The 14,837-nt window shown below is 60.1% G+C and carries 12 protein-coding genes; 6 read left to right on the top strand and 6 right to left on the bottom strand.

The features are described from left to right. Positions 1–12 precede the first annotated feature (12 nt). From recF to dnaA, 5 genes are read right to left on the bottom strand one after another with little or no spacing between them, the layout of a single operon-like run. The gene (gene recF / locus QZ501_RS00370; protein WP_151440160.1) at positions 13–1,116 is read right to left on the bottom strand and encodes a DNA replication/repair protein RecF; all 1,104 of its coding nucleotides are present in this window, start codon (positions 1,114–1,116) and stop codon (positions 13–15) included. Positions 1,117–1,119: 3 nt separating this feature from the next. Continuing rightward, positions 1,120–1,869, bottom strand: a complete 750-nt coding sequence (locus QZ501_RS00375; protein ID WP_295716386.1) for a glutathione S-transferase N-terminal domain-containing protein — start codon at positions 1,867–1,869, stop codon at positions 1,120–1,122. An 11-nt stretch (positions 1,870–1,880) separates the two neighbouring features. Further along, a complete protein-coding gene (locus QZ501_RS00380) occupies positions 1,881–3,263 on the bottom strand; it encodes an AarF/ABC1/UbiB kinase family protein (protein ID WP_295716388.1) in 1,383 nt (460 codons plus the stop codon). A gap of 35 nt (positions 3,264–3,298) precedes the next feature. After that, a complete protein-coding gene (gene dnaN / locus QZ501_RS00385) occupies positions 3,299–4,402 on the bottom strand; it encodes a DNA polymerase III subunit beta (RefSeq protein WP_151440157.1) in 1,104 nt (367 codons plus the stop codon). 44 nt (positions 4,403–4,446) lie between these two features. Further along, positions 4,447–5,967: a chromosomal replication initiator protein DnaA gene (dnaA, locus tag QZ501_RS00390; RefSeq protein WP_225741706.1), complete on the bottom strand. Its 1,521-nt coding sequence runs from the start codon at positions 5,965–5,967 to the stop codon at positions 4,447–4,449. A gap of 627 nt (positions 5,968–6,594) precedes the next feature. On the opposite strand from dnaA, the gene rpmH reads away from it, so the two are divergent. The 6 genes from rpmH (at position 6,595) to QZ501_RS00420 (ending at position 12,854) form a co-directional block, all read left to right on the top strand. After that, complete coding sequence (rpmH, locus tag QZ501_RS00395) at positions 6,595–6,729, top strand: 50S ribosomal protein L34 (protein WP_077529936.1); 135 nt, start codon at positions 6,595–6,597, stop codon at positions 6,727–6,729. Between the two features lie 10 nt (positions 6,730–6,739). Further along, the gene (rnpA, locus tag QZ501_RS00400) at positions 6,740–7,129 is read left to right on the top strand and encodes a ribonuclease P protein component (protein WP_160898191.1); all 390 of its coding nucleotides are present in this window, start codon (positions 6,740–6,742) and stop codon (positions 7,127–7,129) included. A gap of 4 nt (positions 7,130–7,133) precedes the next feature. Then, on the top strand, positions 7,134–7,382 hold the full coding sequence (gene yidD, locus QZ501_RS00405; protein WP_225741705.1) for a membrane protein insertion efficiency factor YidD: 249 nt from the start codon (positions 7,134–7,136) through the stop codon (positions 7,380–7,382). Positions 7,383–7,390: 8 nt separating this feature from the next. Continuing rightward, positions 7,391–9,109, top strand: a complete 1,719-nt coding sequence (gene yidC, locus QZ501_RS00410) for a membrane protein insertase YidC (RefSeq protein ID WP_160898192.1) — start codon at positions 7,391–7,393, stop codon at positions 9,107–9,109. A gap of 14 nt (positions 9,110–9,123) precedes the next feature. Further along, entirely contained in the window at positions 9,124–10,491 is a 1,368-nt protein-coding gene (gene mnmE, locus QZ501_RS00415; RefSeq protein WP_295716394.1) for a tRNA uridine-5-carboxymethylaminomethyl(34) synthesis GTPase MnmE, read from the top strand. A gap of 191 nt (positions 10,492–10,682) precedes the next feature. Next, positions 10,683–12,854 (top strand): TonB-dependent receptor, encoded by a 2,172-nt coding sequence (locus tag QZ501_RS00420; protein WP_295716396.1) that lies wholly within the window; start codon positions 10,683–10,685, stop codon positions 12,852–12,854. 47 nt (positions 12,855–12,901) lie between these two features. On the opposite strand, the gene QZ501_RS00425 is transcribed toward QZ501_RS00420, so the two are convergent. Further along, positions 12,902–14,722, bottom strand: coding sequence for an acyl-CoA dehydrogenase C-terminal domain-containing protein (locus QZ501_RS00425; RefSeq protein WP_295716398.1), 1,821 nt, complete (start codon positions 14,720–14,722; stop codon positions 12,902–12,904). Between the last annotated feature and the right edge of the window lie 115 nt (positions 14,723–14,837).

The following is a 14,837-nucleotide window of genomic DNA, read 5'->3' on the forward strand; positions in this document are numbered from 1 at the left end:
CCAGCTTGGCGTTCATTGTTCCGTGAATCGGCCATGTTCCACGTGGAACATCGCAGGTTCATGTTTGTGCATCAGGTGACCGAGCGCTCCTTCATTCGGAGCAGTGATCCCGGTAAGAAAAACCTGTGTGTTCAGGGCCAGCAGTTCACCGGCCAGAAGAGCCTGATTTTCGCCATCAAGCTCCGCATGGATATCATCCAGGAGGCAGATACCCTCGCAGCCCACGGATTGCAGCACCCGCATCTGAGCCAGCTTCATAAGCACCACCAGGGATCGCTGCTGGCCGCGGGACAATACCTCCCCGGCGGGCTGCTTGCCGACCCGGACGCGGATATCCGCCCGATTCGGGCCATAGAGACTGAAACCGGCACGGGCCTCCGCCTCAAGATTGCTTTCCAGAACCGAAGCCAGGCCGTTACTCGAATCCCAACCTGGACTGAAAGCCAGGGAAACGCTGTTGAGCCATTCCGCCTGTGACCTGGCGCGGATCGATTCGAACTCATTGTAAAACCGGTCGAAACCCGCCTGACGCCCCTGATTCAATCGCTCACCGAGCTCCGCCACTCTGGCGTTCCAGGGGCCGATGGACGAGTGATCAATTATACCATGCCGGAGCAGGTGATTGCGTTGTTTAAGGGCTCTCTGTGCTTCCTGCCAGACGCCACTGAACCAATGTTCCACGTGGAACACCAACCAATCCAGAAAACGCCGCCGATTACCCGGCCCTCCGGCAACCAGCTCAAAAGTCCCGGGTTCAATCACTGAGACAGGCAAAAGTCTCGCGAGCTCAGAGACCGAGCGCACTGCCTCCCCGTTACGCTGCAGACGGACGCCGTTTGCATCCCCGGGCTCCCGCTCCAGTCCAATCCGGAGCGATCCCCTTACCGGATCCGTCACCACACCGAAAAGGGTCAGTGACCGGGATCCCTCCTGCACAACACGACGGTGATTGGATGTGCGAAAAGAGCGGGCAGTGGAAAGATAGTAGATCGCCTCGAGTAGGCTGGTTTTACCACTCCCGTTAGCGCCGTAAATCAGATTGAGGTCGGAAGAGAACTGGAGTTTCTGCTGCTCAATATTGCGGAAGTGATGAAGATGGAGCTCACGCAGCGCCATGGATCAGATCTGGTAATGATCGCGGAGGTGCGCCAGTATCGTTTCGCTTTCATACATTGCCGTTCCCTGGTTCGGGTCCACCAGATAAGGCACGGCAACACGGCCCGTTCTGTCCAGCAGTTCCATACGATTGCGGGAGCGTGGCTGGTATTCAAGTCCAAGCCGGTCACGGACCGCAGGAAGGACAAACTCATTCCCCGACGATTTACCACAGTTCCTGATTACATAGGGAAGCTGCAGTTCGCACAGCAGTTCGCGTACTTCCCTGGAGTACGGGCTGGACTCGAAACTGTAGAGTTCCAGAAGCCGCTCGGGCCGACGGGCCGGCTTCGCGTAAAGCCCCCGACCAAGCCTCGAGGCGGTGGCCATTACAACACGCCCTTTATCGAGCGGTAACCGGCTGCTCACCCCGGGAACCCGTCCGTGACCGTAACGCTCCCACAGATAGCGCCTGATGCGCCGGCTTTCGTAGAGAACTTCTCCCTGTTCGGGATCCACCAGCAACGGAAAGCGTTCACGTCCGCCCAGTTCGCGAGCCCGGTTCCGGAACCGGTCACCCCCTTTCGGACACGGGTAGATCACCGCATCCAGATCAAGCTCCGTAAGTGTTTCCCGCACCAGACGGCAGTGAGGGCAGCCCTCCATATCAAACAGCTGCAGCGGCTGTTCCGGCTGATCCCCGTCAGGAGCGCGGATCGCGGTGCCTCGCCAGAGCGCCAGGGTGGAGGTAACAAGCTGGGGGAAAAGTGCCATCTGCCTGAGCCTCAATGGAGCATGTTAAGGCGTTCATCCAGAAACATATCCATTTCCGGCGCCAGTATGTGAACGTAGCGGTCAAAATACAGGAACTGTTTGATCAGTAGCGCGAATTCGCGTGGAAAGTGAAGACCGTGATCCTCGCCCACCCGGACCAGATCCATCAGCAGCTCATTCACGTCATCGTCCGTTTCCTCGGAGAGTGTTTCGATATCGGGCATCTCCTGCGGATCCGTCGGAACAACCGTCTCCATGTGCTGTTGAAGGCCGGAGAGGTCCCGCGCCAGAGCCTCGATATCCACTCCTTCCCTCGTCACCCCGATCCTGGCCATGGCATCCGCCATGGCCCCGAAATCGGCGTTCATCAGCGCGCCCATGAAGTCCGACACCGCCGTCCAGGTGTCGGGATCAATGCGCCCAACGATTCCGAAGTCGATGAAACCGACCCGACCATCCTCCAGCACCATCAGGTTGCCAGCGTGAACGTCAGCATGGAAAAACTCACACTGTGTCAGGCTGGAAAACCAGGTGTTCATGGCCGTAATCAGTGTCCGTTCCGGGTCGTCACTGTAGCGCCGGATGGTATCCAGGTCCGTCAGTGGTACGCCGTGGAAGCGCTCCATCGTCAGAACCCGCCCAGTACTCAGCCTGCGATGAACCCGCGGAACCGTAGCTTCAGTGTTACCAGTGCGATCAAGGAACTCCCGGAACGCCTCAAGGTTATTGGCCTCCTGGACGAAATCGCATTCCTCCATCATGGTCCGCTGGATCTCCTGGATGATCCCGGAAAGCGATGTCCACGCGAGCTTCGGTGCCAGGGTTTCCACAACGCGGGCTGATACGTAGAGGAAGTTGAGATCGGTAAGCAGGATGTTGGATACACCCGGCTTCTGGATCTTAAGTACCACTTCTTCCCCATTGGTCAGCCGGGCACCGTGAACCTGCGCGATCGATGCGGAAGCCAATGGCGTCCGGTCAATGCGGGTGAATTCCGTATCCACCGCACTGCCCAGCTCTTCCCTCAGGATCCGCTCCATCACCGCATAGGGCAGGGGGCGAGTCTGATCCAGACAGTTCTGGAATTCATCCACATACTCACGGGGAAAGAACGTCGGGGAGGACGCGATGAACTGACCCAGCTTGATATAGGTCGCGCCAAGCCTCTCAAAGGTATCCCGCATCAGCCACGGCAGGGGATGACGGTCACCCCGGAGCCAGCGAACCCCCTGACCTCCGACCACCATGGCCGTCTGCCCGATCCGGAACGCGCCCTTGATGCCATCCCCAAGGACACGTGCGGGATTGCTCCCCAGCGTCCTACCTTCCTCGTCAGGGGCTCGTTTGCCTCTGTTGCGACCCCCTAGCGGGCTATTCTGAATCAGTACACTCATTACCAAGCTTCCCTGTCAGTCCAATCTGGAAACGATTAAAGACGCATCGGCATCACAACGTACAGATTGTCATCCGGGCCAGTGCTCTCAATCAGTGCACTGGCATTGGGCCCGGACAGAACGATCCGGACCTGATCCTCACGGATGACGTTCATCACATCGATCAGATACCCCACATTGAACCCGATCTGCAGCGCCTCACCCTGGTATTCCACCGCCATGGTGTCCTCCGCCTGCTCCTGATCCGGGTTATTGGCGTAGACATGCAGTTCACCGGGCTCGAGTTCCAGCCGCACACCACGGATATTCTCGTGGGACAGGATTCCGGCGCGCTGAAGAATGCTGCGCAACGTCTCACGATCCGCGATCACGGTCTTGTCACCGCCACTGGGAATCACCCGGTTGTAGTCCGGGAAACGACCCTCGATGAGCTTGGAGGTGAAAGTGAACCCGTCCACTGTTGCCCGTATGTGGCTACCGCCGATGGTCACCGCCACATTCTTTTCACTGTCGTCCAACAACCGGATGAGTTCCTGAACGCCCTTACGCGGCACAATGATCTGTCGTGTCTCATCCAGATAGGTAGGGGCGGACAGATTCGACAGGGCCAGACGGTGCCCGTCCGTCGCAACTGCCCGTATGGCGTCATCCCCGATCTCGAGCAGCAGCCCGTTGAGATAGTAGCGAACGTCCTGCTGCGCCATGGCAAAGGCGGTACTGCTGAGCAGACTCTGGAAGCTGCCCTGTTCAAGATTGAGCGTGAAGCTGTCCTCATCGTCCTCGACATTCGGGAAATGATCCGCGGGCAGGGTAGCCAGGGTGAACTGGCTCGCCCCCGCCCGGATCCGCATGCGATCCCCTTCCAGGGCCAGCGTCACATCCGCTGCTTCCGGAAGCGACCGGCAGATATCCACCAGTTTGCGCGCCGGCACCGTAATGCGGCCTTCCTGTTCCACTTCCAGGTCGGTTACGGTGGCAACCAGTTCCACCTCCATATTGGTCCCGGTCAGCGTCAGGGCCTCGCCCTCGGCCACCAGCAGTACGTTCGACAGAACGGGCATGGTCTGTTTCTTTTCAACCACACCGGCGATTGCCTGGAGTGGCTCGAGAAGGGATTCGCGACTGGTCCGGATTTTCATGATTATCGGATTCCGCCTGGTTCGGATGTGGGTTTGTCAGTGATTCAGGTGGTCAGAAGCCGGAGGAAGTTCTGGTAATCCTCGCGGATATTGGCGTCCGATTCCTGCAGTTCCTCGATTTTCTTGCAGGCGTGCAGGACCGTGGTGTGGTCCCGGCCACCAAAGGCATCGCCGATCTCGGGCAGGCTGTGGCTGGTCAGCTCCTTGGCCAGTGCCATCGCCATCTGGCGGGGCCGTGTGATCGAGCGTGTGCGGCGCTTTGAGTGCAGATCCGCCACTTTCATCTTGTAGTACTCTGCCACGGTCCGCTGAATATTGTCGATGCTGACCTGCTTCTCATGCAGCGCCAGCAGGTCCTTGAGACTTTCCCGGATGAATGCCGGTGTAATCTGCTGGCCGGTGAAGTGGGAATTGGCGATAACCAGCTTCAGCGCCCCCTCCAGCTCGCGCACGTTGGACCGGATCTTCTGGGCGATGAAAAAGGCCGCTTCGTTGCTGATGCTGACCTGTGCCTGCTCCGCCTTTTTCATGATGATTGCCACGCGGGTCTCAAGCTCGGGTGGTTCCACCATGACCGTCAGGCCCCAGCCGAACCGGGACTTGAGCCGCTCCTCCATGTTCACGATCTCCTTGGGGAAACGGTCACAGGTCAGGATCACCTGCTGGCCGCCCTCAAGCAGCGCATTGAAGGTGTGGAAGAACTCCTCCTGGGAGCGCTCCTTGCCCGCGAAGAACTGGATATCGTCGATCAGAAGGGCATCGAGGGACCGGTAAAAGCGCTTGAAGTCATTGATGGCGTTGAGCTGCAGCGCCTTGACCATGTCCGCCACAAAGCGCTCGGAGCGAAGGTAGGCCACGCGTGCCCCGGGATTGCGGCGCACGATCTCGTTGCCCACGGCGTGCATCAGGTGGGTCTTGCCCAGACCCACGCCGCCGTAGAGAAACAGCGGGTTATAGGATCCCCCCGGGTTTTCCGCCACCTGGCTGGACGCGGCCCGCGCCAGCTGGTTGGACTTGCCCTCAACAAAGGTCCCAAACGTGAACTGCTGATTCAGGAAGGTCTCACTATGCTGGACACCGCCTTCGACATTCGCCCGGCGGTCATCACGTCCACCATTGGCACGCCCGGCAATGCGTGCCGCCACGGGTGAATCCTCTACCGGGCGTTCATCAGCGGTGTTCAGTTCGGCATCGTTCACCGGCGGTGCCACTTCCGCGCTGGCGGACTCCACCTCGGAACCTGCGCTGACCGCTGTTTGTCGCTTCGTCGCCCTGTCACTGCGATTACTGGAAGAATGGGTCGGCCGGGACCGGTTTTCCTCCGCTGACCCCACCTTGACCTCAACCTGAAGCCCCTTGGCGCCATTCAGGTCCCGGATGACCTCCTCAATGCGATCCAGATATTTCTGGCTCACCCAGTCGCGCACAAACCGATTGGGTGCAAGCAACACCAGAGACCCTCCGTCGTCGCGGGACTGCAACGGACGCAACCAGGTATTGAACTGCTGGGCGGGGAACTCATCCTGTAACAGCTCCAGACACTGCTGCCAGATTTCCTGTGCCACGACTGCTGACCTCGCATTGTTCTTCTTCGGACGGGTCTCTCCCCGGCAAGAGCGGTATTCTACGCTCCGCCCACCGTCTGTAAAAGCCCCCCAGGCCAACGATATAAACACCCTGTTGATAACTTTTTCGTTTTAAGTCAGTAAACTACCAACTTAAAAACAGATTCGTGCACAAAATTACAGATCAATTCTCCTTAAAACGACTTTTCCACAGAAGCCTGTGCAAACACCGTGTGTTCACGACCGTATAAACCCCGGACAGACCCCTTGATAACCCGACCCCCGGCCAGGGACCCCCGGTTATACCCATTCCATCCCCCCTCTTAGTCCCAGTTTGCCAAGCGCAACTGAACAGAACCGTCCCCAGCTTCAAACGGCGTCACCAGCCGCTGGTAACCGGTTATCCACAGAAATCCGCTTCCCTAATAACAGTAACAACAGTCTTATTGATTCATTAAAGATAAAAACTTTGTTTCTACTGTAACTGCCCCGCTTTTCCGTCAACGCTGCCCATTGTCTGAACGCCACAAATTGACTAGAATCCCGCATCCCGGTGGCAGCTCCGTGTTCGGACCATCGGCCGAAACCATCGTTCCGACATTCGCAGCCCTGAACAGGACCATCACCATGAAACGAACCTTTCAGCCGAGTAACCTCAAGCGCAAACGGACCCATGGTTTCCGTGCCCGCATGGCAACCCAGAACGGTCGCAAAGTGATTGCGCGCCGCCGTGCCAAGGGTCGCAAGCGCCTCAGCGTCTGAACCCGTCCAGTTGCCGCCTGACTTCCGATTTCCCCGCCAGGCAAGACTGCTCAACAGTCGTGATTACACGCGGGTATTCGACAGTGTCGAGTTCAGGGCCGGCAGCCGTGGATTCCTGATGCTTGCCCGGAGTTCCGACGAATCCCGGGCATTGCCCCGTTTGGGCATCATCGTGGCCCGCCGGCATCTGCCCAAGGCCACAGCACGCAACCAGTTCAAGCGTGCCGTACGGGAATCCTTCAGGCATCGACAGCACGATCTGCCAGCTCTGGACGTCATTGTCCTGGCCCGGCCCGGCGGCAATACCATGGACAATGCCGAACTGTTCCAGGAATTGGACCGGGCGTGGCGGAAGCTGGGCAAACAGGCGACCTCCCGGTCTCCGGCAAAAACGGGATAACCCAATGCGCTGGCTGCTTCTTCTGCTGATTCGCGCCTACCAGTACGGGATCAGTCCACTGATGCCCCCTCACTGCCGGCATACGCCCAGCTGTTCCGAATACGCCGTGAGCGCCATCGAGCAGCACGGCATGATCCGCGGTGGTTACTACGCGCTGCACCGCCTATTCCGATGCCATCCCTGGGGCACCTCCGGTTATGATCCGGTTCCAGGGGTTTCCCCGACCCATCAATCCTGTTCACGCAAAGGATGACCCAATCCATGGATATCCCCCGCGTCGCCATATGGCTCGGTCTGGCCATAGTCAGCTACCTCCTCGTCATGGCCTGGAACGAGGATTATCACCAGCAGCCCGTTTCCACCGAACCCGTGGCTGCCGAGGAGTCCGCTCCTGCCGATCCGGGCACCCAGAGCCAGCAACCTCCGAACAGCAGCGATAGCGGCGATGGTTTTGAGCGCCCGGAATCTGACATGGCGTCGGCCGGGCAGCAGACCAGCAGTAAAGCGACCGGGTCCGGCGCGACCGCCGACAGCAGTGACACCATCCGGGTGAAAACGGACGTTCTGGATGCCCGCATCAGCCTCAACGGCGGCCATCTTGTGGAAGCCTGGCTGCCCGAGCACACCCGAACTCTGAAGTCGGACAAGCCCCTGCAGCTGCTCCGGAGTGACGAGGAACTCACCTACATCCTTGAAAGCAGTCTTCTAGGTGATGGTGGTTCCGCACGCGGCCACGGGAATCTGACCTTCAACAGCGACTCCGACAGCTATCGTCTGGAGGAAGGTGAAGACAAGCTGACCGTGGATCTGACCCATAAAACGGATTCCGGGGTACAGATCATCAAACGCTACACCTTCGAGCGTGATCACTACCGCCTGAAGGTCAGCTACCATATACGGAACAATTCCAGTGAGCCCTGGAACGGATACTTCTCCGGTCGTATCGTCCGTGATGAAAGTGGCGATCCCACCGGCCAGAGGATCCTTGGCGTCCAGGCTTTCCTCGGCATGGTTCTGAGCACACCCCAGGAGCCCTATACCAAGTACGAGTTCTCGGATCTGAAGGAAACCCCCCTGAACCGCCAGGTCGAGGGGGGCTGGATCGCTTTCCTCCAGCATTACTTCATGAGCTCCTGGATCCCGGACCAGGATGAGACCCATCGCTACCAGACCCGCCAGCGTGGCAGTAACCTCCATGTCATGGGCTTTGTCAGTCCCGGTACCAAAGTCGCTCCGGGTGAAGAGAAAGAGATCAGTTCCAGGGTCTACGTCGGCCCCAAGATCATCGAGCGTCTCCAGGGCATTGCGCCCAACCTGGACCGCACGGTCGACTTTGGCTGGCTGTTCTTCATTTCCCAGCCCCTGTTCTACCTCCTGGACTGGTTCCATGGCCTGACCGGCAACTGGGGTGTTGCCATCATCCTGCTGACTGTCGTGGTTAAGCTGGCGTTCTACAAGCTTTCGGCCACCAGTTACCGTTCCATGGCCAACATGCGCCGTGTCCAGCCGGAGATGCAGCGTCTCAAGGAACAGTACGGCGATGATCGCCAGAAGCTCTCCCAGGAGATGATGAATCTCTACAAGAAGGAGAAGATCAACCCACTGGGCGGCTGCCTGCCGATACTGGTGCAGATGCCGGTGTTCATCTCCCTCTACTGGGTGCTGTTCGAGAGTGTTCAGCTGCGCCACGCACCCTTCATGCTGTGGATCAACGACCTCTCGGTGATGGATCCGTACTTCATCCTGCCGATCCTGATGGGCGGCTCGATGTTCCTGCAGATGCAGCTGAACCCGACACCACCGGATCCGGTACAGGCGAAGGTGATGAAGCTGCTGCCGATCATGTTCACCTTCTTCTTCCTGTGGTTCCCGGCAGGCCTGGTGCTATACTGGCTGAGCAACAACGTGCTCTCCATGGCACAGCAGTTCTTCATCTACCGCCAGATCGAGAAGGAGCAGGGGAAGTCCGCCAAGGGCTGATCCTCTGACGCGCCATGAGCGGTGCTGACCGGGATACCATCGCTGCCCTCGCTACGCCTCCGGGCCGCGGGGGTGTTGGCGTTATCCGCCTCTCGGGGCCACAGGCCCTGGTCCTGGCGCAAGCCTTCCTGGGGTTTGAGCCCCGGCCCAGGTATGCTCACTATGGCCCTTTCCTGGATGAGACGGGCGATGTCCTGGATGAGGGTATTGCCCTGTACTTTCCCGGTCCGCATTCCTTTACTGGTGAGGATGTCCTTGAACTCCAGGGCCATGGCGGACCCGTCCTCATGGACCGGATCCTGGCTTCCGCCACGGCCAGGGGGGCCCGACTTGCACGCCCGGGGGAATTCTCGGAACGCGCCTTTCTGAACGATAAACTGGACCTCGCCCAGGCCGAGGCCATTGCCGATCTTATTGAAAGCAGTTCGGAACAGGCGGCTCGAAGTGCCCTGCAATCCCTTCAGGGTGCCTTCTCCAGGGTGGTCTCGGGACTCATTGAGGAACTGGTCCAGCTCCGGGTCTATGTGGAGGCGGCCATCGATTTCCCGGACGAGGATGTGGATTTCCTCGGTGACGGCAAGGTTGCCGCGGATCTCCAGGCCCTGCTGGAATCACTGGACCGCACTGTCCAGGAAGCCCATCAGGGCACACTGCTGAGGGACGGCATGCAGGTGGTCATCGCCGGAAAACCCAACGCCGGCAAGTCCAGCCTCCTGAATGCCCTGTCCGGCCAGGACACAGCCATCGTGACCGAAATCGAGGGCACAACCCGGGACGTGCTGCGAGAGCAGATCCAGATTGACGGCATGCCGCTGCACATCATTGACACCGCGGGCCTGCGCGACAGCGCCGATGAAGTGGAACGCATCGGCATCGACCGGGCCTGGGCCGAGATCGAGAAGGCCGACCGGGTCCTGTTGCTGGTGGACAGCGTCACAACGCCGGATACTGATCCCGCGACCCTCCGAACCGGTCTGCCACGCCAGTTGCCGGAAGGACTCCCGGTTACCGTACTCCGAAACAAGGTGGATCTCTCGGGAGAAACGCCCGGGTTCACCGACCACGATGGCACTCCCGTCATCCGCCTATCCGCGCAGTCCGGGGAGGGCGTCGACACCCTGCGGGAACACCTGAAGGACTGCATGGGCTATCAGACTGCTGCTGAAGGGCGCTACATGGCGCGTCGGCGTCATCTTGATGCCCTGGAGCGCGCGCGTTCCATGGTCGTCCAGGGCCAGACCCAGCTCAGCGAGTTCGGTGCCGGCGAACTGCTGGCCGAGGATCTGCGCCAGGCTCAGGACGCGCTTGGCGAAATCACCGGGGCCATGACGCCCGATGAGCTCCTGGGCGAAATCTTCAGCTCCTTCTGCATCGGAAAATAACTCCTACCCAAGCGATTCATCAGCCGCCTGAATCATTGCCGATCAGGTTGTGCCTATTAAGGTTATGTTATAACATCCGTTTATTCATCATAGGGCACCAGATCGGATTCCAGTTCAACACATCTGATAGAGGGCGTGGTCGCTGGAATACCGTTTAAAGAAGTAATGATATAACGTCGTAAGGAGAACCCATGCAATTGAAACCCTTCAATGCCGGGCGGCTATCCGATGCCATCCCGGGCACCATGGGCGTTCTGGGTCTTGCAATGGCACCCGCGTTGGCGCTGGGACAGGATACGAACACCGGGGTGATGGCCCTGAATGAGGTCGTTGTGGAAGCCGTCGCGCCCGCTCCCGGTTCGCCACTGATGCAGGCCGCCCAGATTGACGTCCTGCAGGGCGAGGACAAGGATCGCCGCGAAAGCGCCACTCTTGGCCAGACGCTGGATCACCTTCCCGGGGTCGATACCGTCAGTGCCGGCAATCAGGCTGGTAAGCCGGTGATCCGTGGCCTGTCCGGTAATCGGGTGCGGATCCTGTCCGACGGTATTGCCGTGGACCACCAGCAGTTTGGGACCCGGCATTCACCCAACGTTGAACCCTTCCTGAGCGAGCGTATTGAGGTGGTTCGTGGCGTGTCCAGCATCCTTTACGGGTCCGATGCGCTGGGCGGTGCGGTGGATGTACAACCCCTGCCACTGACTTTCAGCAGTGATGGATCCCGTCACAACAGGGGCGAGGCGCTACTGGGGCATGCTACCAACAACGACCAGAATGACCTCGGGCTCAAGGGAACCAGCCAGGGGAAGCACTGGAGTTTTGCCGCTGGCATCATTCACCGGGACGCCGGGGATGTCACCGTGCCGGATGACCGGACCTTCTTCCCGCCGCCTCCCAGTGACGCCGGCAAACGCCGGGCACCCGCCTACACCGGATCACTGGAGTACACGGACTTTGACCAGACCAACGGTCAACTCGGCGTCGGTTATCGTGGGGCCTTCGGCGAGGTCCGGATGCGCTATACCGGATGGCGCAATGAACACAACTTCCTGCTGCCGCCCCCGGCCGGCAACAAGCCGCCTGGCCAGGGCCCGGAGGGCATCGGCCAGAATCTGGAGAACGACGAGCTTCGTCTGGACGCCACGCTGCCGGTCAATGACACCTGGACCCTTCAGCCAACCCTGGCATGGCAGAATAACCTGCGCCAGTCGAACGCGGCCGGTGTCCCGAGGGATGCGCTGTTTGATGGGACCCTCGACATTGAATTCGACCAGTACACCACCCGTCTCGAGGCCAGACACGGCCAACTGGCGTTTCTCGACGCCGGGCGCATGGGGATTGAATACCGCACCAAGCAACAGGTCTCCCGGGGCACCACCCAGCTGACGCCCGGAGGTCGGGTGAACAATGTCGGCCTGTTTGCCTTTGAGGAGCGCACACTGGGGCGTCTCACCCTGCAGGCTGGGTTGCGGCAGGACTGGACCGAGACCATTGCGAAAAGCAGCAAGACGGCGGCGCCGACTTCGTTCTCAGGCAGTGACTCCAATGACTACTCGGTGACATCGGGCTCGTTCGGTGGTTCCTATGCCCTGACCGATAACCTGACGCTTGCCAGTAACATCGGGCGTGGTTTCCGGGCGCCGACCCTTTTCGAACTCCATGCGGACGGGGTGCATGCTGGTGTTGCGGCGGTCCAGAAGGGCAATGACGACCTGGACGCTGAGAAATCGCTGAATACCGACCTGTCGCTCCGGTGGCGTTCCCACCAAACGTCTGCCAGTGCCACGGTTTACCGCAATGCGATTGACAACTACATCTACCTTCACGACACGGGCAATACGCAGGACGCTCTGCCGGTGTTCCAGTACCAGCAGACCGACGCCGTCCTCACCGGCGTGGAACTGACAGCCCGGGCACAGATGACTGAAACGCTCGAGCTGAGTACCACCTATAGTGCCGTTGACGGTGAAAACGACCAGACCGGTGAGGACCTGCCACTCCAGCCGGCTGACGAACTGCTGGTCGAAGGAACCTGGACACCCGGGAACTGGGGATGGGCCCGCAGTCCCTATGTCCGCCTGGGTCTCCGGCATAACGCTTCCAGGGAGGCAGCCCCGGGTGAACCCTTCGCCCAGTTCGACAACGCCCCCTTCGGCACGGCATCGACCGATGCCTATACTGTCGCGGACCTGGCCCTGGGCTTTTCCGTGGAGGGCGTTACGGGCGCGCCCATGCGGTTCAGCCTCGAAGTGCGGAATCTGACGGATAAGACCTACCGGGACTTTCTGGATACCTACAAAGGCTATGCGCTGAGCCCCGGGCGCGATGTGCGCATGACCCTCAGGGTGCCGCTGGGGGGTTGAGATGAAAAAGCCGGCCCGGAGGCCGGCAGGGGAGGGGTAAAAGGGGTTCAGTAATCGAAGGCGAAGGCCTCGTTACCCAGCTGCATCAGGGTATCGCTGGGGCTCAGCATGCTGTCGGCATGGCCCTGGGCCTGTGGCAGCATCCGCTCGAAGTAGAACTCCGCGGTCGCCAGCTTGGCGTTGTAGAATTCCTCGCTCTGGTCACCGCCTTCCTCGAGGCCCTTGCGGGCTGCTGCGGCCATGCGCAGCCACATGAAGGCCATGTAGACATAGCCGCTGTACATCAGGAAGTCATGCGCGGCCGCCGAAACCATGTCGCGGTCCTTGCGGGCGATAACCATCAGCCGGAACGTCAGCCAGTTCCACTGGGTTGCCAGCTTGAGGATCTGCCAGGCCCAGGGCCGCAGGGTGCTGTCGGTGAGGTGCTTGCGCGCCTCGTTGCTCATGCGCAGGGTGAAGTCACGCACCGCGCCGCCCTGTGTCATCATCAGCACCTTGCGGCCGAGCAGGTCGAGCGCCTGGATGCCGGTGGTGCCCTCGTAGAGGGTTGCGATCCGGGTGTCGCGCACGATCTGCTCCATGCCGTGCTCCTTGATGTAGCCGTGGCCGCCGAATACCTGCATGCCCAGGTTGGTGGCCTCATAACCCTTCTCGGTGAGGAAGCCCTTGAGGATCGGGGTCAGGAAGCCGAGCTTGTCGTCGTACTTCTGGATCTTCTTCGTGTCCTCCTCCAGGTGGCCGCAGACCATGTGATCCGCGTACTGAGCGGCATCATAGAGCATGGCCCGCCCGCCTTCAGCCACCGCCTTCTGGGTCAGCAGCATGCGGCGCACGTCCGCGTGGTACATCAGGCTGTCCGCCACCTGCTCCGGCTCTTTCTTGCCAGAGAGTGCGCGCATGGAGCGACGCTCCTTCGCGTAGGCCAGGGCATTCTGGTAGGAGAGTTCGGCTGGACCCACGCCCTGGATGGCGGTACCGATCCGGGCCGTGTTCATGAAGGTGAACATGCACTCCATGCCCTTGTTCTCCTCCCCGACCATGTAACCGTTGGCGTCATCGAAGTTCATGGTGCAGGTGGCCGAGGCCTTGATGCCCATCTTCTCTTCCAGCGCGCCCACGGAAACCCCGTTGGCCTCGCCCGCGTTGCCCTTCCCGTCCGGCAGGTACTTGGGCACGATGAACAGGGAAATGCCCTTGGTTCCCTTGGGCGCCTCTGGGGTGCGTGCCAGCACGATGTGCACGATGTTTTCGGCCAGGTCATGGTCTCCGGAGGAGATGAAGATCTTGGTGCCGGTGATGCGGTAACTGCCGTCCTCCTGGGGGACAGCCTTCGTGCGGACCTGGCCAAGATCGGTGCCGCACTGGGGCTCGGTCAGGCACATGGTTCCGGTCCAGCGGCCCTCGGTCATCGGCGTCAGGTAGGTCTGGCGCTGATCCTCATCACCATGAAGCTGCAGGGTGTTCATGGCCCCCATCGACAGACCCGGGTACATGCTGAAGGGCCAGTTGGCGGTGCCCATCATCTCCTGCTTCATCAGGCCCAGGGAGGCGGGCAGGTTCTGGCCGCCGTATTCCTCCAGGCTGGAGAGGCCCTGCCAGCCACCGGCCACGTATTCGTCGTAGGCTTCCTTGTAGCCGGCCGGGGTCTTAACCTCGCCATCCACCAGTTTGCAGCCTTCCTGGTCGCCGCTCTGGTAGAGCGGAAACAGAGTGTTCTCACAGAACTTGGCACATTCACCGAGGATGGCGTCCACCATGTCCGGTGTCGCCTCGGCCCCGTTGCTCAGGCTCTGGTAGTGACTGGGGTAGTCGAACACTTCGTTGAGCAGGAAATTCACGTCGGTCAGAGGCGCCTTGTAGCTTGCCATCTCGGACCCTCCCATCTGTTTACTGTGAAGACAGTTTCTGACAGCTCCGTCATTCGAGCCAATGGCGACGTGTACATCTGTGTACGTCACTGCGGCCACCCAATGAACCCTCCCG

Origin of the sequence: uncultured Halovibrio sp. (assembly GCF_913056445.1) — a bacterium.
Lineage (GTDB): Bacteria > Pseudomonadota > Gammaproteobacteria > Pseudomonadales > Oleiphilaceae > Halospina > Halospina utahensis_B.

Coding starts and splice junctions, on each gene's coding strand:
- yidD (WP_225741705.1), top strand. CDS start 7,134: ATGCGCTGGCTGCTTCTTCTGCTGATTCGCGCCTACCAGTACGGGATC.
- QZ501_RS00375 (WP_295716386.1), bottom strand. CDS start 1,869: ATGGCACTTTTCCCCCAGCTTGTTACCTCCACCCTGGCGCTCTGGCGA.
- yidC (WP_160898192.1), top strand. CDS start 7,391: ATGGATATCCCCCGCGTCGCCATATGGCTCGGTCTGGCCATAGTCAGC.
- QZ501_RS00425 (WP_295716398.1), bottom strand. CDS start 14,722: ATGGCAAGCTACAAGGCGCCTCTGACCGACGTGAATTTCCTGCTCAAC.
- dnaN (WP_151440157.1), bottom strand. CDS start 4,402: ATGAAAATCCGGACCAGTCGCGAATCCCTTCTCGAGCCACTCCAGGCA.
- QZ501_RS00380 (WP_295716388.1), bottom strand. CDS start 3,263: ATGAGTGTACTGATTCAGAATAGCCCGCTAGGGGGTCGCAACAGAGGC.
- recF (WP_151440160.1), bottom strand. CDS start 1,116: ATGGCGCTGCGTGAGCTCCATCTTCATCACTTCCGCAATATTGAGCAG.
- rpmH (WP_077529936.1), top strand. CDS start 6,595: ATGAAACGAACCTTTCAGCCGAGTAACCTCAAGCGCAAACGGACCCAT.
- mnmE (WP_295716394.1), top strand. CDS start 9,124: ATGAGCGGTGCTGACCGGGATACCATCGCTGCCCTCGCTACGCCTCCG.
- QZ501_RS00420 (WP_295716396.1), top strand. CDS start 10,683: ATGCAATTGAAACCCTTCAATGCCGGGCGGCTATCCGATGCCATCCCG.